Annotated in this window: 17 protein-coding genes; 3 read left to right on the top strand and 14 right to left on the bottom strand. The window is 53.0% G+C overall.

Translation table 11 applies throughout. From position 1 onward, the window contains the following. Position 1 precedes the first annotated feature (1 nt). From EYB31_RS29035 to EYB31_RS29000, 8 genes are all read right to left on the bottom strand, one after another. Entirely contained in the window at positions 2-1,015 is a 1,014-nt protein-coding gene (locus tag EYB31_RS29035; protein WP_131016986.1) for a Gfo/Idh/MocA family protein, read from the bottom strand. Continuing rightward, a complete protein-coding gene (locus EYB31_RS29030) occupies positions 1,012-2,064 on the bottom strand; it encodes a Gfo/Idh/MocA family protein (RefSeq protein WP_131016985.1) in 1,053 nt (350 codons plus the stop codon). The genes EYB31_RS29035 and EYB31_RS29030 overlap by 4 nt, the downstream gene beginning before the upstream one ends. Continuing rightward, positions 2,045-3,160: a PD40 domain-containing protein gene (locus tag EYB31_RS29025; RefSeq protein ID WP_131016984.1), complete on the bottom strand. Its 1,116-nt coding sequence runs from the start codon at positions 3,158-3,160 to the stop codon at positions 2,045-2,047. The genes EYB31_RS29030 and EYB31_RS29025 overlap by 20 nt, the downstream gene beginning before the upstream one ends. A gap of 21 nt (positions 3,161-3,181) precedes the next feature. Beyond that, complete coding sequence (locus EYB31_RS29020; protein WP_165452676.1) at positions 3,182-4,753, bottom strand: extracellular solute-binding protein; 1,572 nt, start codon at positions 4,751-4,753, stop codon at positions 3,182-3,184. A gap of 32 nt (positions 4,754-4,785) precedes the next feature. Further along, on the bottom strand, positions 4,786-5,661 hold the full coding sequence (locus tag EYB31_RS29015) for a carbohydrate ABC transporter permease (protein ID WP_240762979.1): 876 nt from the start codon (positions 5,659-5,661) through the stop codon (positions 4,786-4,788). 124 nt (positions 5,662-5,785) lie between these two features. After that, positions 5,786-6,643 carry an ABC transporter permease gene (locus EYB31_RS29010; protein WP_131017062.1) on the bottom strand — a complete coding sequence of 286 codons (858 nt, stop codon included), beginning with the start codon at positions 6,641-6,643 and terminating at the stop codon, positions 5,786-5,788. Between the two features lie 496 nt (positions 6,644-7,139). Continuing rightward, on the bottom strand, positions 7,140-8,258 hold the full coding sequence (locus EYB31_RS29005) for a Gfo/Idh/MocA family protein (protein WP_131016981.1): 1,119 nt from the start codon (positions 8,256-8,258) through the stop codon (positions 7,140-7,142). A 107-nt stretch (positions 8,259-8,365) separates the two neighbouring features. Continuing rightward, a complete protein-coding gene (locus EYB31_RS29000; protein ID WP_131016980.1) occupies positions 8,366-9,196 on the bottom strand; it encodes an AraC family transcriptional regulator in 831 nt (276 codons plus the stop codon). A 236-nt stretch (positions 9,197-9,432) separates the two neighbouring features. Here EYB31_RS29000 and EYB31_RS28995 point away from each other — a divergent pair, with 236 nt between their 5' ends. After that, the gene (locus EYB31_RS28995; RefSeq protein WP_165452675.1) at positions 9,433-10,428 is read left to right on the top strand and encodes a zinc-dependent alcohol dehydrogenase; all 996 of its coding nucleotides are present in this window, start codon (positions 9,433-9,435) and stop codon (positions 10,426-10,428) included. A 13-nt stretch (positions 10,429-10,441) separates the two neighbouring features. Continuing rightward, positions 10,442-11,434: an MDR/zinc-dependent alcohol dehydrogenase-like family protein gene (locus EYB31_RS28990; protein WP_131016978.1), complete on the top strand. Its 993-nt coding sequence runs from the start codon at positions 10,442-10,444 to the stop codon at positions 11,432-11,434. A gap of 217 nt (positions 11,435-11,651) precedes the next feature. On the opposite strand, the gene EYB31_RS28985 is transcribed toward EYB31_RS28990, so the two are convergent. From EYB31_RS28985 to EYB31_RS28965, 5 genes are all read right to left on the bottom strand, one after another. Further along, positions 11,652-12,551: a sugar phosphate isomerase/epimerase family protein gene (locus tag EYB31_RS28985; RefSeq protein WP_131016977.1), complete on the bottom strand. Its 900-nt coding sequence runs from the start codon at positions 12,549-12,551 to the stop codon at positions 11,652-11,654. Positions 12,552-12,555: 4 nt separating this feature from the next. Further along, the gene (locus EYB31_RS28980) at positions 12,556-13,245 is read right to left on the bottom strand and encodes an orotidine 5'-phosphate decarboxylase / HUMPS family protein (protein ID WP_131016976.1); all 690 of its coding nucleotides are present in this window, start codon (positions 13,243-13,245) and stop codon (positions 12,556-12,558) included. 48 nt (positions 13,246-13,293) lie between these two features. Continuing rightward, positions 13,294-14,073, bottom strand: a complete 780-nt coding sequence (locus tag EYB31_RS28975; RefSeq protein ID WP_131016975.1) for an SDR family NAD(P)-dependent oxidoreductase — start codon at positions 14,071-14,073, stop codon at positions 13,294-13,296. Between the two features lie 140 nt (positions 14,074-14,213). After that, the gene (locus EYB31_RS28970) at positions 14,214-15,230 is read right to left on the bottom strand and encodes a LacI family DNA-binding transcriptional regulator (protein ID WP_131016974.1); all 1,017 of its coding nucleotides are present in this window, start codon (positions 15,228-15,230) and stop codon (positions 14,214-14,216) included. Positions 15,231-15,643: 413 nt separating this feature from the next. Beyond that, entirely contained in the window at positions 15,644-16,555 is a 912-nt protein-coding gene (locus tag EYB31_RS28965; protein WP_165452674.1) for a helix-turn-helix domain-containing protein, read from the bottom strand. 334 nt (positions 16,556-16,889) lie between these two features. Here EYB31_RS28965 and EYB31_RS28960 point away from each other — a divergent pair, with 334 nt between their 5' ends. Beyond that, entirely contained in the window at positions 16,890-18,161 is a 1,272-nt protein-coding gene (locus tag EYB31_RS28960) for a TolB-like translocation protein (protein ID WP_131016972.1), read from the top strand. Positions 18,162-18,513: 352 nt separating this feature from the next. On the opposite strand, the gene EYB31_RS28955 is transcribed toward EYB31_RS28960, so the two are convergent. After that, positions 18,514-20,049 (bottom strand): extracellular solute-binding protein, encoded by a 1,536-nt coding sequence (locus tag EYB31_RS28955; protein WP_131016971.1) that lies wholly within the window; start codon positions 20,047-20,049, stop codon positions 18,514-18,516. Positions 20,050-20,073: the final 24 nt, after the last annotated feature.

Raw genomic sequence — 20,073 nt, 5'->3', positions numbered from 1 at the left:
CTCATTCCTTCGTTTCCGAGAATAGGCCGCGCGTTTCCTTGTTAACGATTCGGCCGGCTGCCGACTGCTTCGCCTGTACCGTTACCCGGGTGCAGTGCAGTTCGTCTTCGAGCGGCAGCGGCATTTCCGACTTGCCCAACAGGCAGTCGATATACATGTCGAGATAGCTGCGCTCCGGTTCCCATAGCTGCAGCGGGCCCCGATCTTCGTCTCCGACGACAAGCCTGGTCCGGGTGCCGCCGTCGGTGCTTTCGACAAACCCTTTTGTGCCAAAAATACGCAGATGATCGTTCCCCCAACTGCCCATGCCGCGCTGGTTCAAATAATTGACGACGGCGCTGGCTACGCCGCCGTTTGCCAGCTCCATCAGCAGGCCGGCGGCCATCGGAAGATTGCCTTCCGCACTCGGATTGCCGAGCCGCGTCTCCGCCGCGGTCACCCGCTTGATCCTCACGCCGGCCACGTGCTCGATGAATCTTACGGCATGAATGCCGTTTTGCCCGATCAGCCCGCCGTCGACCGCTTCGTCCTGCGGACGCCCATCGTGATACGGATACGACTTCTGGGCAAACACCTGCACCACCTCGCCGATGACGCCGGACTTCACCAGCTCGCGTATGGCAAGATACGGCTGCTCGAAGGCGGTTCCGGCCATTTCCCGGAACTGGCGCCCCGTCGCTGCGGCGGTCTCAAGCAAGCGGCCGATATCGCGTTCGTTCAGCGCGCATGGTTTTTCGGCGTACACGTGTTTTCCGCGGCTCATGCACAGTATCGCCTCATCCGCCTGCAGGGCTCTTACCGGCGAGCAAAGCGAGATGAGCTGCGCTCTTTTGTCGTCCAGCATCCGCTCAAGCGTTTCGTAAACGCGAATGTCCGGATCGGCCTGCTGTTCCGGAGTCAGCAAGTCGGTGTCCAGACCAGCGATGGCAACAACTTTGGCCAAGGGATGGCAGCTGAGCTCCCGGTGGATTTGATGCCCGCCATTATTACCGTACAATCCGACGCCAAGTTTCATACGTTTTCACCGACCTTCTGGGTGGCTCCGGTTTTATCGGATTTCCGCATCGCTTCAATGATGTTAATCCCCTCAACGATATCGCGAATATAAGCCTCGTCATTAAGCCGTCTTTCGATGATCGACCCGTGCCATTCCTCCCATTGGTATTCTCCTGAGCCGCCGGTCACGTAGGTTTCCTCCGTCACCCTTTCGCCCGTTGCCCGATCCTTGGTGACAAGCAATAACTTGCCCGGCTCGCCCTCCTCCTGCGGCATGACGCTGCTGTAGATCGTGCCCCGCTCGAAATTAATCGTCATCGGCTCCTTGTACCGCTGGCTGTCGTCAACGCAAAACGAGCCGAATATACCCGCAATGGCCCCGTTCCGAAACTGTATGCTCACCTGGGCATTGTCGACCGTAGGCCGGCCCGTCAGCAGCCGCGAACTCATCACTGCCACTTGCCGAGCGGGTCCGAACAAACGGACCATATCGTTGATGATATAAATGCCAAGCCGAAAAATCGGCGCCACCGGACATTTCTCGGGATCGTCGTACCAGCCTCCATCCGCCTGCTCGCGGTAATTGACCCATATGTCGGCACGACATCCGACAGGAATGCCAAGATCGAAACGTTCTCTCCAAGCTTCGATTTGTCGCAGCTTGTTATCTTTAAGCGGGCCCGGCGAGTTCAAGTGGACAACCCGCTTTAATTCGTTTGCTTTCTCCAGAATGTTCCGCGCCTTACACGGGTCCATTTCAAAAGGTTTGGTAGTCATCACATCTTTGCCCGAACCGATGATTCTACCGATCAATTCCGCCCGGCCCGCCGGCGGAGTGAAGAGGCCAATCGCCTGCACGTCCGGGTCGGCCAGCAGGCTATCGAGCGAATCATGCGGTTTCGCGCCGTAGTTGGCCGCGCACACGCCGGTCTTCGCTTGATCCAGATCGTATACCGAATGAACCCGGAAAAAGCGGCTCCCCTCTCCTTGCATCAACTGTTCGATCATCGTGCTGCCGAACCGCAAGCCCACGATGCCCAAGTTGATCTTATCCATTTGCCTTTCCATACGGATGCTCCACCTCCCCGGAATTGCGCAGTTCTTCCTTCAGCTCCTCGGGGACCCGGACGATATACATCTGCGCCATTCCGGTGCGGTCGGAGTTGTAGACCACATAACTTGCGTCCGGACTAAAGGAGGGATGCGGATGGGACCACTGCGGGTGTGAATTTGAACTCTCCGGATAACAAAGCGGCTTATATTTTCGAGTCCCTGTATGAATGAGCTGGATGCCGTTGTCCGGCCAGCTTGTATCCGATACAATCCATTCGCCGTCCCGGCTGCTGGCCGCATGCCAGAAATGCTCCCCTGTCGCGAGCAGCTCCGGCTTCTCATCCCGCTCGCCCATAACGGAAATTCCGTTACAACGTTTCTCCAAATTGCTGATGATCCGTTTGGTTTGGCCAAGCCACATCCAATGCCCGTTGCCGTATGGAAGATCAAGCGGCCTCAAGTTGCTGCCGTCTTCGTTAATCAGCCAAATGTTCCGGTGCTTCTCGTCGGGCCGATGCTGAAAGGCGATGACTTTCGCTTCCGAAGGCTCGCATTGCGTATGAGTAATATCGTCGGACTCGTAAATGACCGACGCCATCTTGCCATCCGTCGTGTAGCGCAAAATCGCCCGCCGCCCGCTCTTCAGCGTGGCGTCGGTAAAATAAACGGCTCCATCGGCGCTCATGCTTGCGTTAATCGTCGAACCCGCCGTATTGGCGCTGAGGCCGGTTGACGGCCGCACGCCTTCGATATAGCCGATCGAATGCTCCTCATACGTCGTCATCGAGACGCGGCGCAGCTCGCCTTGGCACATATAATACAGCCACTGTCCATCCGGAGAGACAACCGGGCTTCCCGCTTCGGCCGCATCGGTCAGCTGCGTCAGTCCGAGCCCGTCGACGTTGACCTTAAACAGATCGACCTTTGCGTCCCGGCCCATCGCAGAAAATGACTGGAACACCAGCGTCCGTGAATCAGGCGTAAAAGCGTTGACATGAAAATATAACTTGATATGAATGCCGGGGATAGAGGTAAGCTGCACTCCCTCAACCCCGGTTCTGGTGTCCCGGAAGAATCGTCTTTCCGGTGCGTATGCCGTTCCTCTGCCCACAGTAATACACTCCCGGCCGGTTTATTTTTTGGATTTCGCAAACGCTTCGGCAAACTCGGTCAGCACCTTGTCGCCGCCCGCTTTTCTCCAGTCGTCCTGCACTTTTTTCCACTCGTTTTCATCGATTTTGCCCATAATGAATTTGACTGTGCCGTCGGATGCGATTTTGCGCAGTTCGTTGCTCTTCTGGCTCCAGGTCGGCGACTCGAAATACAAGCTGAGCGCCGGATTGGACACAACCAGCTTGGCGTTGTCCTTGATCAGCTGCTTTCCTTGTGTCGTAAGCGGGTCCTCGCCCGTCATGACCAGTTCCTTCGAGCCGTCGTCGATCCGCAGCTCGCCAAGCCCCAGCATATCGTTGTTGAATGTGTCGTCGGGAACGGTTTTCTCCGCCTTGCCGCCATTCACCTTATATTGCTTGCCCTCGACGCCCCAAGTCAGCAAATTGACGGCGTCCGGCTCCTGCATTCTGTCGAAGAAGGCCAATATGTCTTTCAGCTCCGCCTCCGTCTTCACTGACGATTTCGGAAACAGGTACACGCCCGTATACCCCGGCTGAGACCAGATATGCTGGCCTTTAGGCCCGGCAATCGTATCGACGATGGCGATTTTCGCCTGCGGATTGATTTTTTTCAGCTCCAGCTGGATTTTACCCACATCGTCAAACAGTCCGAGGTTGACCCCGGCTTTGCCTTGGTTAAACATCGTGTTCATCTGCTGCTCTTCGGTCACGACAAAGTCCTGATTGATCAGCTTTTCGTCGTACAACCGCTTGATGTATTTCAGCGCTTGCAAATATTCATCGGTCATAAAAGCGGGAGTGAACTTGCCACCCTCTTCTTTCCACTCATTTGGCGCACCGAACCATGATGCGATATGCGGAATCAGATAACCTTGCCCGTCCTTGAAGGCAAGCACGCCATAGGTGTCGTCTTTGCCGTTTTTATCCGGGTCGTTTTTCGTGAACGCTTTCATAACCTCGTACATATCTTCAGGTGTCTTCGGTTCCTTCAAATTAAGGTTTTCCAGCCAGTCTTTGCGGATCGTCACGCCAAACCGCGCAAGCGGCCGCGACCGGTACAAACTGTACGTTTTGCCTTGAATTTTGGTGCTTTCAAATTGCACTTTGCTGAGTGCATTCAAATTTTTGTAGTCCTTCAAATAAGGCCCGATTTCCCAAAACAACCCCGATTTAATCGCATTCACTAAAGCCGGAGAAGAGGAGTTCAGCGCCAGCATAACTTTGGGCAAGTCGTTGGAGGCGATGGATACGCTTACTTTGTCGTCGAACGCCGAACGCGGCACCCAGGTCATATCGATTTGCGTGTTGGTAATTTCCTGCAGCTTCTTCCATACCTCGTTCTGGTTAGTCGGTGGCTGTGGCGTGTAATACGTTGCCATGATGCTCAGCTTCAAAGGCGCTTTCGGCGTGCTTGTACCGGAAGCGGAGCCAGCTCCTGCCGGTTGAGACGAGGCCGTATTGCCGGCCGGAGCGCTGCCCGCCGGACTTCCTTGACCGCCTCCGCCGCAGCCGGCGGTTACGACAGATAACGCAACAAGCGTGTATACAATAAAGCTAAAACGTTTCTTCATCGCCATATATCCCCTTAATATTCGTATTTTAATTATCCTTTAATTGATCCGAGTAGTACACCCTGCGCGAAATGTTTTTGCAAAAAAGGGTATACCGCAATGATCGGCAGCGTGGCTACGGCAATAACCGCCATCTTGACCGTCTGCGGCGGCACCGCGTAAGCCGATTCCGATGCAAAACTGGCATCACCGATGCCGCCGGACGACATGATAACGATTTGTCTCAGCAATATTTGAATCGGCCATTTGTGCGAATCGTTGATATACAATAAAGCGCTGAAAAATGTATTCCAATGAGCGACCGCATAAAACAGCGAAAAAGTGGCGATCGCCGGCAGCGATAGCGGGATGACGATTTTCCACAGCAGCGTCGGTTCGTTTGCCCCGTCGATTTTGGCCGACTCCTCATAATCCGCCGGCAGCTGCCTGAAGAAATTGATCAGGATAATCATGTAAAATGCATGAATGGCGCCGGGCAGCCACAACGACCAATACGTGTTAAGCAATCCCAGCGACTTGACGACAAGAAAGTTCGGGATGATGCCGCCGCCGAACAACAGCGTGAACACGACAAGCAGCATAATGATCCGCTTGCCCTTGACGTTGCGCGCCAGCGGATAAGCCATCGACATCGTCATAACCATGTTGATGAGCGTGCCCACCACCGTAATGTAAACCGTAATCAGCATGCTTCGCAGCAGCGTATTTTCGGAAAATATAAACCGGTACGCATCAAATGAAAACTGCTTCGGAAACATAATGAACTTGCTCTGCAGCACTTCCGCGGGTGAAGCAAGAGAACCTGCCAATATGTGGAGAAACGGAAACAATGTCAGTAAGGCAAGCAGTGTCAGTAAAACGAAGTTGCCGATATCGAAGGCGAGGCCGGCGATTGTGCGTTTTTGCAAGCGTGGCGCCCCCCTTTCCTCGTAAAATGTTGCGCAAATCCGGCGTTTCCCTCCGGCTGTGTTGCTTATTAGGCCGCAAGCTAGCCGAGTCCGGCAGACAAAAGACATAAAGTTTCACCGTCGGTTAATACACGCCTTCCTCCCCTAGCTTGCGGGCGATATAGTTGGCGACCACCACCAACAGCAGTCCGACGACCGATTTGAACAATCCTACCGTTGTTGAATAGCTGAACTGACCTTGCGTAATCCCGTTTACATAAACGTACGTATCAAACACCTCGCCTACTTCGCGGTTCAGCGCATTAATCATAAGCAGCATCTGTTCGAAGCCCGTGTCCAGAAAATGACCGAGACGCAAGATCAGCAAAATGACGACCGTGCTTTTGATCGCCGGCATCGTAATGTACCAAAGCTGGTGCCAACGATTAGCCCCATCGATCTTGGAAGCTTCGTACAGCGAAGGATCAACTCCGGCAAGCGCTGCCAAAAAGATGATCGTGCCGTAACCCGTTTCCTTCCATATAACCTGCAGCGTAACCATCGGCCGGAACCAATCGGGTTCGGTCAAAAAGTTGATTTTTTCCGCGCCCAGTCCGCTGACCGCTTCGTTGACGATGCCGCCTTCGGTCGTAAACATGACGTAAGTGATCCCAACAACTACGACAATCGAGAAAAAGTGCGGGATATAGATAAACGTTTGTACGGTGCGTTTGAACCATTGCACGCGCAGTTCGTTAAGCAGCAGCGCAACGATGATCGGCAGCGGGAAAAACAGCACAATATTGTAAATCGCAAGAATCGCTGTATTGCGGAACAGCTGCCAGAACACCGGGTCCGAGAAAAACCTTTCGAAATGCTCCAGCCCGACCCAGCGGCTGCCCCAGAAGCCAAGCGCCGGCTGATAATCTTTGAACGCGATCAGCAAATCCCACATCGGCAAATATTTAAATAACACAAAAAACAGCAGCCCGGGCAACATCATCACGTACAGCCACCCGTCTTTGCCGAACGATTTTCTGAAAGTAAGACGTACTCCGCTTGCCCGCACCGATTTCGCCTGACTTTCGATATGCTTCACCTCCCTTGTGCCTGATGATGAGCCCATCATATTCCGCCGACCGTTGTTCAGTCTATAATCTTGAACCGACCAGATACTGAGTGCTGCCTGTTCGGAACGACTCCAAGCGATAATCATTAGCTGATGTGATGCTCATTAGCTGATATTCCGGTGACTACACAGAGTATCAGGGGTCAATCTGGAGAAGAAAGGGGACGAGAAACGGGAAACCTAGCTGAATCCAGCGGATCCGGTCTAGGTCCAGATCCGGTCTAGGTTCGCTCAGCCTTCAACCCGAAATACGTCTCAGCTTGCAATATCACAATGGTACGATCTCGCTAAACAAAAAAAGCGGAGGCATGGACCAGGCTTCCGCCGATCTATGCCGCCACTTGCAAATTGTTGTCGGGTTAAAACGTAATTACACATATTCGCCTTTCGTATCGTACCAAGCCGCATCCGGCTTGCTCCACGGCTCAAATGTCGTAGTTAGCTCGTACCTCTGCCCGCTTTCCGCCGAACGGTAAGCGCCAAACATGATTTCATGCACATGAAGCTGGGCCCGTCCGTGCTGCTTCGGCTGTTCTCCGGCGCGCAAGCAGTGGATGAAATGGCTCATGATATCGCGCTCCGAATCTGCCGAATCGTTCAGCTTCGGGGCATAACAGCTATCGTACCCGCGCCATAATACGGGCTCGGCGCCTTCGATCGGCACATGCGGGGAATGGATCACCAGCGGGAAACCGCTGTCATTGATCGCCACCGTTCCTTTACGGCCGTATATCAGCGTATTGTTTTGCTTAAACGAAGTGCCCCACAACGTGCGAATGACGGCATATTGCCCTCCGGCGAACTCGACGATCAGCGTAACGTTGTCGTCGACGTCGCTGTCGATGTCGATGCGTTTGCCTTCGCCGACGATCCGCTGCGGAATCAGCGTGTTCACCTCGGCCATTACGCTTTTGGCCGGACCAAGCAGCGCAATCAAGCGGCTGACCGGGTACACAAGGCAATCCAAGATGGCTCCGCCATGCGATATGTCCCGTTTGTAATACCAGTTGTCCCTTGGCGGACCGGGGATGTTCAACTGCGCTTCCGCTCCCGTGAATTTGCCGATGACCTCTTCGCGGATATATTCCATTGCCGTCATCATACCCGGGTTCAAATCGTAAGGCAGATTCATCAGGATGACGCCTTGGCGTTCGGCTAACTCAACCATTTGCTGACAGTCTTCAAAACTTGTCGCCATCGGTTTTTCGTTCAGCACATGCAGTCCCCGCTGCAAAGCGGCCAGCACCACCTCCGCATGTACCGAATGCGGCGTTGTGACGACAACTCCGTCCAACTGTTCACTTTCCATCATTTTTATGTAATCGTCGTACCAACGGGGCACCTGATATTTCATCGCTTTCGCTTCCGCGTTCGACATCCGTCTCGCGCATGTAGCCGCAAACGTCACATCTTCCAGCTTGAACGCCTGCTCGAAATATCGGTTGCTGATATTGCCGCTGCCCACCATACCTAATCTAATCGGTTTCATGATGAATCCCCCCTAAAAAAATGAAATGTCCACATAGAGCCAAGCCACGACGCAGCAACGCCTATCGATTGCACCCAAATACGCCGAGTTGAAGCCTTATGCCTCGGTTATCCTTTCGTACGCGCCGCCAATGCCGTTTTTTTCCGCCAATCGGACGGACTTACGCCAAACTTTTTTTTAAACGACTGGCTGAAATAATGAATGCTGGGGTAACCGCACTGCTCCGCCACATGGTTGATGCTCATATCCGTTGCGGCCAAAAAAGACGTTGCCGCATTCATTCGCAGCATCTGCAAATATTGAATCGGGGTGGAGCCGGTATGTTTTTTAAAATCCCGGATCAGGTATGAGGGGTTCAGATGAACAAAATCGGCCAGCGTTTTTAATGTGATCGGCTGACTGTAACGCGACTCCATAAACCGCATCAAAGCCACTGTCGTGTCGCCGCCTCCGTTTCGGTCAAACGACAGCGCAGCGGAGTCCCGTTCCAAATACGCGCGAATGAGCAGCAGCAATTTTTGGATATCCAGCAGGCACAGCCGTTTCGCGTATTCGGAGACGCTTATTTTTTCCGAGCAAATCGCCTCGGTCACCAGCTCCAGCGTCATTTCGAACACCGGATCCAAGACAGGCCGCGACTCGGGAGCGCACTGCAATTCATTCCACGTGATGTTGTGATCCATGCCTGGAAATAATTCATCGCCCTCCAAATCAAGCTCCGCGTACCAAATATCCGCTTCTTTGGACAAAGCAATCACTTGATGAGGCGTATCGGAAGGCAGCAGCAGAAGCGCCCGGGGGCCGGCGGTATAACTAACTCCCATCCAAGTGATCTGCACCTTGCCCGTTAGGACATAAAGCAGCTCGGGATACGGGTGAATGCCTCCCCTTGTCTCATCAGGCCGCAAGCGGCAGCGGCTGTAATCTCGCACCATCATGGCGACAGCTCCCCTGCATTTTAGTGAAAAAAGTCAATATATCATAAATTATATCTAAAGCATACAGATATGATCAATGCCAAAAGACGTGCCGTCTCGGCAAAAGATCAATATATATTGGAAATACAAAGCGGTAAAATGCAGGTAAGATGTTGGTAAAACCGATTCCCTTCGAAAGGAAGCTGAGCTCATTGGACCACACAAATCAATTGAATCAATCCCCCCAATCCAGTATTATGCACGAACCGCTTCAAAACCGGCAAATGAAAGCATTGCAAATAATAAGCGCAGAAAAAGCGGAAACCGTATCTTTGCCGATCCCCGAGCCGGGACCCGGCTGCGTGCTTGTCAAGGTAACGGCGGTTACTACCTGTCCCCAGTGGGATTTGCACATCTATTATGGCAGGCCGATGTTTACACATCAAACTCATGTTCCTTTTCCTTATCCCCCTGGCCAACCGGGGCATGAGATGACCGGTACGGTAGCGAAGCTTGGGGAAGGCTGCCAGGAGTTTACAGTCGGCCAGACCGTCTCGGCCTGGAAGGATCCCGGGCACATGAATCCCGGGTGTTATGCAGAATACGTCGTCTTGGAGGAAAAACATTTGATCGCCGTTCCGGCTGACCTCCATTACACCCAGCTTGCCTCGCTGGAGTTAGCGATGTGTGTGGCCTCAAGCATCCTTAAGCTAAAAGCGGTCGCGGGCATTGCCGGCAAAACGTGCGCCGTAAACGGCCTTGGCCCGGCGGGCTTGATCGCGCTGCAAATGCTGGCCGCAGAAGGCGCCGCCCAAGTCGTCGGGCTCGACCCGAATCCTCGGCGCAGAGCAACTGCGGAGCAGCTCGGCCTGTCGCGGTCGCTGCCTTCCGGCACGGATGAGCTGCCTTTAAGACGCACCGATGGAGCCATCGAAGTAGCTGTCGATTGTGTCGGTTATCCCGATGCGGTGCGGTATCTCATGGATCATACGACGGAAGCGGTGGCGCTGTTTGCCGTGCAGAGAGACGATTATACGCTGCATCATCCGGGTCTGACCGTCATCGGTTATCCCGGCCATTACCGGGAAGCCGCTGAATATGCGCTGCAGCTTATTATCGCAGGCAAGCTGCAGTTGAAGCCTCTGGTCTCTGCCGAAATGTCGTTTGAACAGTATGCGGAAGCCGTCGAACTGCTGAGAAGCCAGGAAGCGATCAAGGTATGTTTTGTTCCGGCTTTAAGCCGTCCAAACTGAGGAGGGAAACGGATTGAAAGGAAAAGCGGTCATTTTTACAAACAAACTGCAGGTGGAATGGATGGAGGTAGATATCCCCGATCCCGGCGAAACGGATGTTGTGATTGACGTCAAACATTCGTGGATCAGCATCGGTACGGAGTCGTCTTATTTGCGCGGTGAGCGTATTAAAGGCGAAGTGCCTTACAGAGAAGGTGACCCGTGGCCGTTTCCGATTGCAGCCGGTTATCAGAAGACGGGCATTGTCAGAGCTGTCGGCAGCGCCGTACGGCATATCAAAGAAGGAGATTGGGTATTCGCTTCGGCCAGCCGCGTATCGGGGATGTTTACGCCTTCGGGCGGACATATCAACCCTGCCGTTATCGACAGCAGCCAAGTATGGAAGCTGCCTGAGGGCGCGTCCGCTGTCGCTTATTCCGGCCTCGTGTTAACCCAGGTCGGCTACAACTGCGGCAGCAGGCCGGCGCTTGCGGAAGGCCAGACGGCGGTTGTCATCGGCGACGGACTTGTCGGCCAATGGGCGGCGCAAACGCTGCTGCACCGGGGGGCTAACGTTGTCGTATTGGGCAGGCATCGAACGAGGTTGAGCAGGCTTGACCCGCATATTCACGGATTTAATACACATGAACAAGCGTTGTCCGACATCTTGGATTCATGTGATCCCATCTCCGTAGTTGTCGACACTGTAGGTTCGATGGCTACGGTGAAAGCCATCGAACCGGCAATGACCCGGGACAGCCATTGGGTATCGGCGGGATTTCTCGGAACAACCGGCATCGTGGATATTCAAAAACTGCGGGATAAAGAGATGACACTCCACACTCCGTCAGGCTGGATAAAACCCCGCATGGATCAGACTCTGTTGGGCATTCATGAAGGTTGGCTGCTCACCGAACCGCTCATTTCTCACCGGTTCCCTGCAGAACAGGCGGCCGAAGCTTGGCGGACAATCTTGGAAGACAAAGGGCAATGCCTAGGCGTCGTGTTGGACTGGTGTCTTTTCTAGGCCGAAACCTTGGGAACTTTGCTCTAGGTGGGCCCTTCAGCGGAAGCTTCGGCACAGGATACACTCTAAGCAGATGCTTCAGCGGGAGCTTCGGCATGAGATACATTGCTCTAGACGGGCACTTCGGCATGGGGCACATTGCTCTAGGCGAGTACTTCTGCGGGAGCTTTGGCATACAGCCGGAGCTCCCGTATTCGGCTGCCTGCCCGGCGGGCCATCACATAAGATATTCCCGCACTTTAGCTTTCAAAAACTGGGCGGATTCGCGCAGTTCGTCAAGCCCGTTTACCCCGTCTTCAATCGAAATCCAGTTCGTGAAACGAATAGACCGCAATATGCCGAAAATCGTATCGTAATCGTTTAAGCCTTTGCCGATCACGCCATGCGCCAAAGCTTGCGAATACCCTTGCAGCGAATAATTTTCCAAATCTTTCAGCGTATAACCTTCCTTCAAATAACGGTCGCTTGCATGCATCGTGATCACCCTATGCTTCACTTCCTCAAGCAGACGGATCGGGTCTTCCCCGGCAAAAATCGCGTTGGACGGGTCATAGTTGACGCCAAACCATGGGGAAGAGATTTGACCCACGATCTCCAAATAAATATCGGACGGTTGGGCAAATTCGGGATAAATCCAAAATCCGTCCTTGTAATGGTTTTCCATGACAAGATGAACTTTTTTCTGCTCTGCGTACGGCAGCAGCCGGGAGATGCATTCCACAGTCCAGTGTATCCCGTCGGCACGCTCTAGGCCTGGCCGGTTTTGTCCCGATAGCACCCTGCAGCTGCGAAAATCTTCAGGGCCGAGGAATTGCATGACGTCGATCATTTTTTTCATCTTCTCGACCTCTTGGTCCCGATAAGCCTCATCGGGATGGGTGAAATCCGGGGAAGAACACATCATCGGAATCTGCATGCCCAACTGTTCGGCTACCTGCTTTACTTTACTTAAATAAGCTTCGCTTGTCTCTTGCAAAAAAGTCGGATACATCTCCAAGCCATCGACGCCAAGCGTTCCGGCCATCTCAATCCATTCGAATACCGTCATGCTTCCGTCTGTCAGCTGCTCCATATATCCTTTTGGAAATACGGCGATCCGTGCCGTTTGTGTGGACATGAGCTCATTCCCCCTTGCTCGCGCTGCCTTTGACTTTGGCTACCAGCTCTTGCAGAATCCTCGTCAATTCAGTGTTGTCGGCGCTTGGCTTGAACTCTTGCTTGTCGATAACCAGAGGAGCTCCTACGACAACTAGCGGAGCGCCGTGCTTCGGCATTTCCGCAGCCTGTTGAATGGAAAGTCCGCCGACCGCCTGTACAGGAATCGATACGGCATTCACGACTTTTTCCAGATGGTCAAACGGCGTGCGCTCCGGATCCTCGCCTCTTTCGTCAAAACCGGTGTGCACTATGATGTAATCGACGCCGTTTTGCTCCATCATCTTTGCACAGGCAGCCGCGTCCGCCGCACCGAGAATATCGCCCATCACCTTGATGTTGTAATCGCGCGCCGCTCTGACGACGGCACGGATTGTAGCAGGATGAGCAACTCCCATGACGACGACATGGGTTGCGCCGGCTTTGGCCATCATTTCCGCTTCCAGATATCCCCCGTCCATCGTTTTCAAATCGGCGACAATCGGATGGTGCGGAAACGCTTTGCGGAGCGCCGCTACCGCGTGCAAACCTTCTCCCAGCAGCAGCGGTGTGCCCGCCTCGATCCAATCAATACCGGCCGCTACGGCAACTTCCGCCATAGCCAGCGCATCCTCAATATTTGTTACGTCCAGCGAAATCTGCACGATAGGCTCCATTATCTTTTCTCCTCGTATAATAAATTAACAATCAGCCGCAACCACCCGCTAGTGGCAGATGACCGTTTCCCCGGTTAAATAATCGGCCAGCGGGCTGGCCAGGAACAGGACGATTTTGGCCATATCATCAGGCTGGGCGATTTGCTGCAGCCGGGAAAGACCCTCCTGGCTCTCAACCGTTCTTGTCGCCAAAAATCGGCCCGTATAGGTAGCCGCCGGCGCGATGCAGTTGACGTTTACGCTTGCGGAACGCAGCTCTTCGGCCAAGCAGCGGGTATAATGCGAAATGCCCGCTTTGGCGGCGGCATAAATAATGCCTACCGTCGCCGGCATATGTCCGGCGGCCGAACCGACGTTGACGATTTTCCCGCTGCGGCGTTCCCGCATATGGCTGCCTACGAATTTGCACATGCACATTGTGTTAAGCAGGTTCAAATTCAGCACCTTTTGAATGTCCTCGACATTAATGTCGATTGCGTTGTTCGGATCCGGTCTCGGGGTATTGGCGCCAATGTCGCCCCCTGCATTGTTGACGAGGATATCGATATGTCCGAATTGGCCGATCGCATTGCTCACGAAAGACTCGATCTGAGATGGGTCTGTCAAATCACAAGTCAAAAATGCGGACCTGCGCCCAAGCGCGCGGATTTCTTCAGCCACCGCTTCACCCGATGCGGCCTCGCCGAACTGCGCCGCCGCTGTAGCGTTTACATCATGAATAATGACATCCGCCCCCGCACGTGCAAAGGTTAATGCATAGTGCCGTCCCAATCCCCGGCTGGAGCCGGTAATCAGCGCGATCTTGCCTGTCAAATCGGTTGTAGTCATTTTTTTATCCTCCCGGGAATGAAATGTTGAACCCGCCTCGCACATGAAACGTTTCATCAGAAACGCCAGATCCATGCAGTCCTGCGGAATAGCTGCAAATCCTATGTATATGAGCAACAACTGCATTAAACAACCATTGATTATAATCCGCTTTCTAACAATCCGGCGGAAGAATCCCCCACTTTCAGCTGCGGAGTAAACAAGATATGGGATACCTCCCGAAGCTTATTGCTCAGCCGATTCAGCACAAGTTCTGCGGCTTTGTGACCGATCATCAGCGGAGATTGGCTTACGTAAGTAACCGACGGCGTGATCAAATTCCAGTTATACTCCAGCTCCCCGAACGAAACGACGGAGACGTCTTTGGGGATACCGATTCCGCTGTCGCGGCATCCCCGAATAATGCCTGCGGTCATATTGTTATTGGCCGACAGCAGCGCTGTAGGCGGCTCTTTCATGCCAAAGAAATAGCGGGTTGCCCCGATGCCTCCTTCATAAGTGAATTGTCCGGCATATTGGAGCTCTTGCGGAAGATCGATCCCGAAGTGGTCGCAAGCTTTGAGCACGCCTTCGTACCGGCTTTTGCCGTGAACGGTATTTAAATCGCCGTAGACGACACCGATCCGCCGATGCCCCAGCTCGTACAAATGGCCGACCAGCAGCTCCATGCCGTACAGGTTGTCATCCGAAACGATATCGACGGGCAATGAGAATACCGGGCGGTCCACAAGCACGATCGGAATGTGGCTGGCAAGCGCTTTAATTTCATCATTCGCTTGCCCCGTCGTACAGACGATAATGCCTTCCACCCTGTTTTCATATAACATGTTCAAGTTGCGCTTCTCGATGTCGGCATTTTCCTTGGTGGAGCTGATTAGCAGCTGGTAACCGTGCTGAACCGTCACCTCTTCGATTCCTTTGGCAAGCGTCATTTGAAACGGGTTGGTGATATCCGCCAAAAGCACAGCTATCGTCTTCGTATTGGCTGATTTGAGGCTTCTTGCCACCGCATTCGGGCGGTAATTCAACTGCTTAATCGCATTCCATACTCTCATCTGCAAATCCGGACGTACGTTACCTTCCCTGTTAAGCACTTTGGAAGCGGTTCCAATGGAAACTTCAGCTAATTTGGCAACATCTTTGATTGTCGGTTTCACTTCAGAACAACTCCCGCATGATCAATAATCAAAATGAAACGTTTCATAATCCAAATATATCCATGTCTTTCTGTGATGTCAACTGCTAATTTACGTTAATGTAAAATAACCCCTTTGCATTCTGTAATCAATTCCCGCGAAGCGAAGGATCATTACAGTCGGGGCAAGATTGTAAAAGCGGACGCTGCACTTCTTCACCCCATACTCGTCCCTTTGTTCAGCTAACCGCTAACTTCCATCTCAAAGAATTTGCCGTTAATGCATTGCTGTCTGGGGTTCGACTGTCACCATGCTATGCCGCGACAACCTGCCTCTCTCGGGACTGTTTACGATGTCCAACCGTAACCAAGCATTAGCCTACTCTTGGAAAAAATCGACCATCCTCACTTCTCCCTTAAAAGGGACTAACTGCTTCAACGATCAAACAACACGTCCTTGCGGATGCCGTCATGTTCCCGAAGCTTCCACTCGCCCGGATTGATGCCTTCGGTTTCCTTAAACACCCTGCTGAAATGGTGCACCGTTTTGAAGCCGACCTCTTCGGAAATTTGCTTGAGGCTTAAGCCCGAATAAACGATCAATTCTTTTGCCCGTTCAATCCGGATATTCCGCAAATAACGGGTGAACGTGCTGCCGTAATGCGCTTTAAAGCTGTGGCTCAAATAATTTTTGCTGTAGCTCAGCAGCTCGGCGATCGCTTCGAGCGACAGCTCTTCCGCATAGTGCTCGCGGATATACCGCTCCAGCCGGTGCACCGCTTCCAGCGGCTCGTCACGCGACGCGAGAGCCTCGCCAGAGGCAGACGGGTGTGAGGATTGACCGGAGTAACGGGACGGTGCGGGCTGCACATCCCTCTCCTTAACACCGGCTTGACTGTCGTGCCGCACAAGTGCATATAACAACTGAATTAAGGCCGCCTCGGCCAGCTCCTTATAAAACAACGGCTTGTACATGCCTTCACGGCGGATTTTTTCCAGACAAGCTTTCATTTCCGACAAATCTCCGGTTTGGTATGCCTGCACCTCGGAGGTTGCGGCCCGCAGCTCGCTATCAGCAATCTCGAACTTCAGATCCAGCGTTTTGACCTTGGTATTGCCGTATGTAATAAAGCCGTGCCTGACGCACGGACGGATGAAAAAAAGCGTGCCGGGAGCCAGAGGGTATGCAGCGCCGCCGCAGTAAAACTCCCCTTTGCCGTCGATAAAATAAATGATTTGGTAAAAATCATGCTCGTGGACATTCAGCTTCCCGCCCCGTTCGTAGTCGTATCTGGACGTCCAGCGGATGCCAACTCCGTATTTCCCTGCATGAATTGCTTGCGTCATAAGCCCACCCCGTATTTGCCTGCTTACATTGCTTGCGTCATAGACCATCGCATTTGCCGGCTTAAATGACTTGAATCTTTGACCCGCCCCGTTTGCCGGCTTTGATCGATATCAATTTCCCCGCTATGCGTGCGGTATGCCACTTTAGGTTCAACATCTCCTGCTCTCTGTAATATTACCGTAATCTGCTGATTCACGAAAGCGCAGTTATTCTGCAACGCCTGCACGGACAAAAGCGTTTACAGACAAAAACACCGTTCCCTTAGATAAACAATGAAGCATAAAGCGCAGCTACAATATATAAAAGACACCATTTCTAAAGGAGAGAACATCTGTGATTATCCATGAACAGTTTCCCCGTTACACCGAATATAACCCGCTTGTCCCCGTCTGGTGCCTGACCCCGGAAAACGGCGGCGCGATACACCGCTTTTTCGACACGTCTCCGGTGAGTCCTTCCGGGCGGTATGTCGCCGTGCTGCGCATGCCGCAGGAGGAACGTCTGCCGCAGCCAGGCGAAACCGCCGAAGTCGTGCTGATCGACCTGCATACGGCCGAAGAGCGGGTTGTCGCCGACACACGCGGCTGGGAGCCGCAGCTTGGGGCCAATATTAACTGGGGGCCGGACGATACGAAGCTTTATTTTAACGACGTGGATACAGAAGTGTGGGAGCCGATTTGCATCGAGCTGAATCCCCTTACCGGGACAAAAAGGCGGCTGGAAGGCGGCATATACCGCATATCGCCGGACGGCAAAAACATCATCTCGGCGTGCATGAAACGGATGCGCCGCACTCAATACGGTTACGGCGTTATGGTGCCGGACAAGCATGTACCGCGCAACTTCGGCTTCCGCGACGACGACGGCTTATACATCACGGACACGGAAACCGGCAAACGCAAGCTGCTTGTTTCCATCCGCGATGTGTTCGACCGCGCTCAACCTGCCATCGATAAAAAGCTGTACGAGCACGGCGAATGTTACGGCTTCCACTGCAAATTTAATCCGCAAGGGGACCGTCTGCTGTTTACGATGAGATGGTTTGATACGGGCGAAGCTCAGCCTTGGAACAAACTGACGGAATATCCGCTGAAATTTTGGGTCGTTACGATGAAACCGGACGGCAGCGATATTCATGTAGCGGTTGGCCCGGAGCAATGGGACAAAGGCGGGCACCATATCAACTGGTACCCCGACGGGCGCAAGCTGTCGATGAATTTGTGCCTGGACGGCGACAAGCAGCTGTGGCTGGTGAAAGCCAATCCGGACGGCACCGAATTGCAAAAAATTATCGAAGGCATCCCCGGTTCCGGTCATCCTACCGTGCTGCCCAACGGCCGCCACATACTGACCGACGCTTACGAAAAAGAAAAAGTCACCTTCGGTGACGGCACGGTTCCGCTGCGGCTAATCGATCTGACCACGCAAACCGAAACAACGCTGGTGCGGATCAACGTCGCCAATCCCGGCACCAAGCTCACTTCCACGCTTCGTGTGGACCCGCATCCGGCTTGGGCACCGGACAACCGCCATGTCGTCTTTAACGGTTATACGGGCGGAACGCGGCGTGTATTTATCGCCGATTTGGGCGCTTTTTTGGAATAATGAAGTAAATCATATCACGAGTAAGAACGAGACCTAGCGAAAATCGCTAGGTCTTTGCGATGCCAGTGAAAGTCCCTGGTATGAGGTGATACTCCGCGAAACGGCACGTGACAGCCCGCTGCAAAGCAAAAATAGACACCCAGGCTAGGGATGAAGCCACCGAAAAAGTGAACGCTGCATGAGCAAATCATACTTCCGATCGCCAATTGTCTCCGAGTTCCTTGAATGGTACCTGCTTACGGCAGGTGAAATTCGGGGACAAAAGCAAACGCTGGTGCTTCTCCAGCATGATTTCGCTCACTTAAGCTGCTTCTTCAGTGGCCTCTCTAAGCCTGGATGTCTGCGTGCCGTTTTATTTTTTTACCGCTTGGTAAGCCTGGTTCATCTCATCAATCGACTTCATATACGTGGCGTCCGCTTTTAACTTGGCCACCATGCTGTCCCAAGAATCGATCGGTTCCTGGCCCATGATGATTTTTGTTTTCAGGTCGTTGATTTTTTTCGTAAAATCGGGACCCGCTTTCAGCCACGTTTCGGATATCAAACCAACGCTCGGATCGGAAACCGTGTACTGCGAACGTTCATCAACGATTTTCTTGTTGCGCTCGAACAGCTCCTTCGGCATGCCCGTCCGGTACGCCCACAAATATTTGTCATAACGTTCGAAAATTTTACCAAACGAGCTTTGCGATACGCTGTCTTTAAACGCCTGGTCCGTCGCCATCTTGAAGCCGTCTTTGTCGGTCGTAAAGTGAACGTTTGGCAAACCGTAACATGCAAGCTCAAAACCTTCCTCGGAAGCGCCGTAATCCATCAGGGAAAGAATTTTCTTCATCTTGCTCTCCGGAACCGACTTCGGAATCATATAGACGCCGCTGAAGCCCGGAGTGGATGGCGCATATTTGCCTGCCGGCGAACTTACGTAGCTGAGCGGCAAAAAGTTGGCGGCCGGATTCGTTTTGATCAGCTCGGCCTGCACACGCCAGATCGCTTCGATCGTATTCGGATAAATGCCAACCGTACCGGTTTTGGCAAGATCCTCCGACTGCGTTTCCTTCATTAATGCATAATCGGCGGGCATGAATCCTTCTTTGAAAATTTTGTTCAGCCACAGCAGTGCTTCGCGTGTGCCCGGCTCAAACGTCGTATCGATCAGCTTGCCGTCCTGCTCTTTCCACTTGCCGTTGGCGTGATTGAGCACGCCTTCCACCCAACTGAGATCGTTACGCGGAAGAAGCGGAATCGTATCTTTTTTGCCGTTGCCGTCGGGGTCCTGCTCGGCGAACGCCTTCATCACATTGTACAGATCGTCCAGCGTTTCCGGCACCTTCAGGTTCAGTTTATCGAGCCAATCCTTGCGGATGATCGGCAGCCCCGGACCGCCATGCAGCGGACGTACGGACGGGATCAGGAAGTTTTTGCCGTTGATTTTCGTTTTATCCCATACTTCCTTCGGGTATTCCATCAAATGAGGGTAATCTTTTAAGTACGGCGTCAAATCCCAAAAAGCACCCTGCTGAATCATCTGCCGCATCAGCGAGTTGTTAAAATCAAGTACCTTGACCAAATCCGGCATTTCCCCGGAAGCGAGCACCAGATTGATTTTATCCCCATAGCTGTTTGGCGAGGTCCACATGATATTCAGCTTTGTATTTGTTCTTTTCTCGAATTCCTTCAGTACCGGGTTATCCGGACCCGGCGCTTCCGGCGTGTTAAACTCGGTGATGATGCTGATTGTCTCCGTTTTTTCAGCAGCCTTGCCGCCGTCCGCACTTTTCGGAGGTGCCGATGTTGTCACTCCGCCGCCTGAACAAGCGGTCAGTACGGCTGTTGCCAGCAGCGTTACCGCCGTTGTTGCTGCAATTGATTTGGATTTTTTTGTAACCATAGTTGGAATGCTCCCCTTTACTGA

It is taken from the genome of Paenibacillus thalictri (assembly GCF_004307995.1).
GTDB classification, from domain to species: Bacteria; Bacillota; Bacilli; order Paenibacillales; family NBRC-103111; genus Paenibacillus_AF; species Paenibacillus_AF thalictri.
The sequence above is the reverse complement of the archived record's forward strand: the minus strand, read 5'-3'. Positions and strand labels throughout refer to the sequence as shown.

Excerpts from the sequence above, each read along its gene's own strand:
- EYB31_RS29035 (WP_131016986.1), bottom strand. The coding sequence starts at position 1,015 with ATGAAACTTGGCGTCGGATTGTACGGTAATAATGGCGGGCATCAAATC.
- EYB31_RS29030 (WP_131016985.1), bottom strand. The coding sequence starts at position 2,064 with ATGGAAAGGCAAATGGATAAGATCAACTTGGGCATCGTGGGCTTGCGG.
- EYB31_RS29020 (WP_165452676.1), bottom strand. The coding sequence starts at position 4,753 with ATGAAGAAACGTTTTAGCTTTATTGTATACACGCTTGTTGCGTTATCT.
- EYB31_RS29010 (WP_131017062.1), bottom strand. The coding sequence starts at position 6,643 with ATGATGTTGCCCGGGCTGCTGTTTTTTGTGTTATTTAAATATTTGCCG.
- EYB31_RS29005 (WP_131016981.1), bottom strand. The coding sequence starts at position 8,258 with ATGAAACCGATTAGATTAGGTATGGTGGGCAGCGGCAATATCAGCAAC.
- EYB31_RS29000 (WP_131016980.1), bottom strand. The coding sequence starts at position 9,196 with ATGATGGTGCGAGATTACAGCCGCTGCCGCTTGCGGCCTGATGAGACA.
- EYB31_RS28995 (WP_165452675.1), top strand. The coding sequence starts at position 9,433 with ATGCACGAACCGCTTCAAAACCGGCAAATGAAAGCATTGCAAATAATA.
- EYB31_RS28985 (WP_131016977.1), bottom strand. The coding sequence starts at position 12,551 with ATGTCCACACAAACGGCACGGATCGCCGTATTTCCAAAAGGATATATG.
- EYB31_RS28980 (WP_131016976.1), bottom strand. The coding sequence starts at position 13,245 with ATGGAGCCTATCGTGCAGATTTCGCTGGACGTAACAAATATTGAGGAT.
- EYB31_RS28975 (WP_131016975.1), bottom strand. The coding sequence starts at position 14,073 with ATGACTACAACCGATTTGACAGGCAAGATCGCGCTGATTACCGGCTCC.
- EYB31_RS28965 (WP_165452674.1), bottom strand. The coding sequence starts at position 16,555 with ATGACGCAAGCAATTCATGCAGGGAAATACGGAGTTGGCATCCGCTGG.
- EYB31_RS28955 (WP_131016971.1), bottom strand. The coding sequence starts at position 20,049 with ATGGTTACAAAAAAATCCAAATCAATTGCAGCAACAACGGCGGTAACG.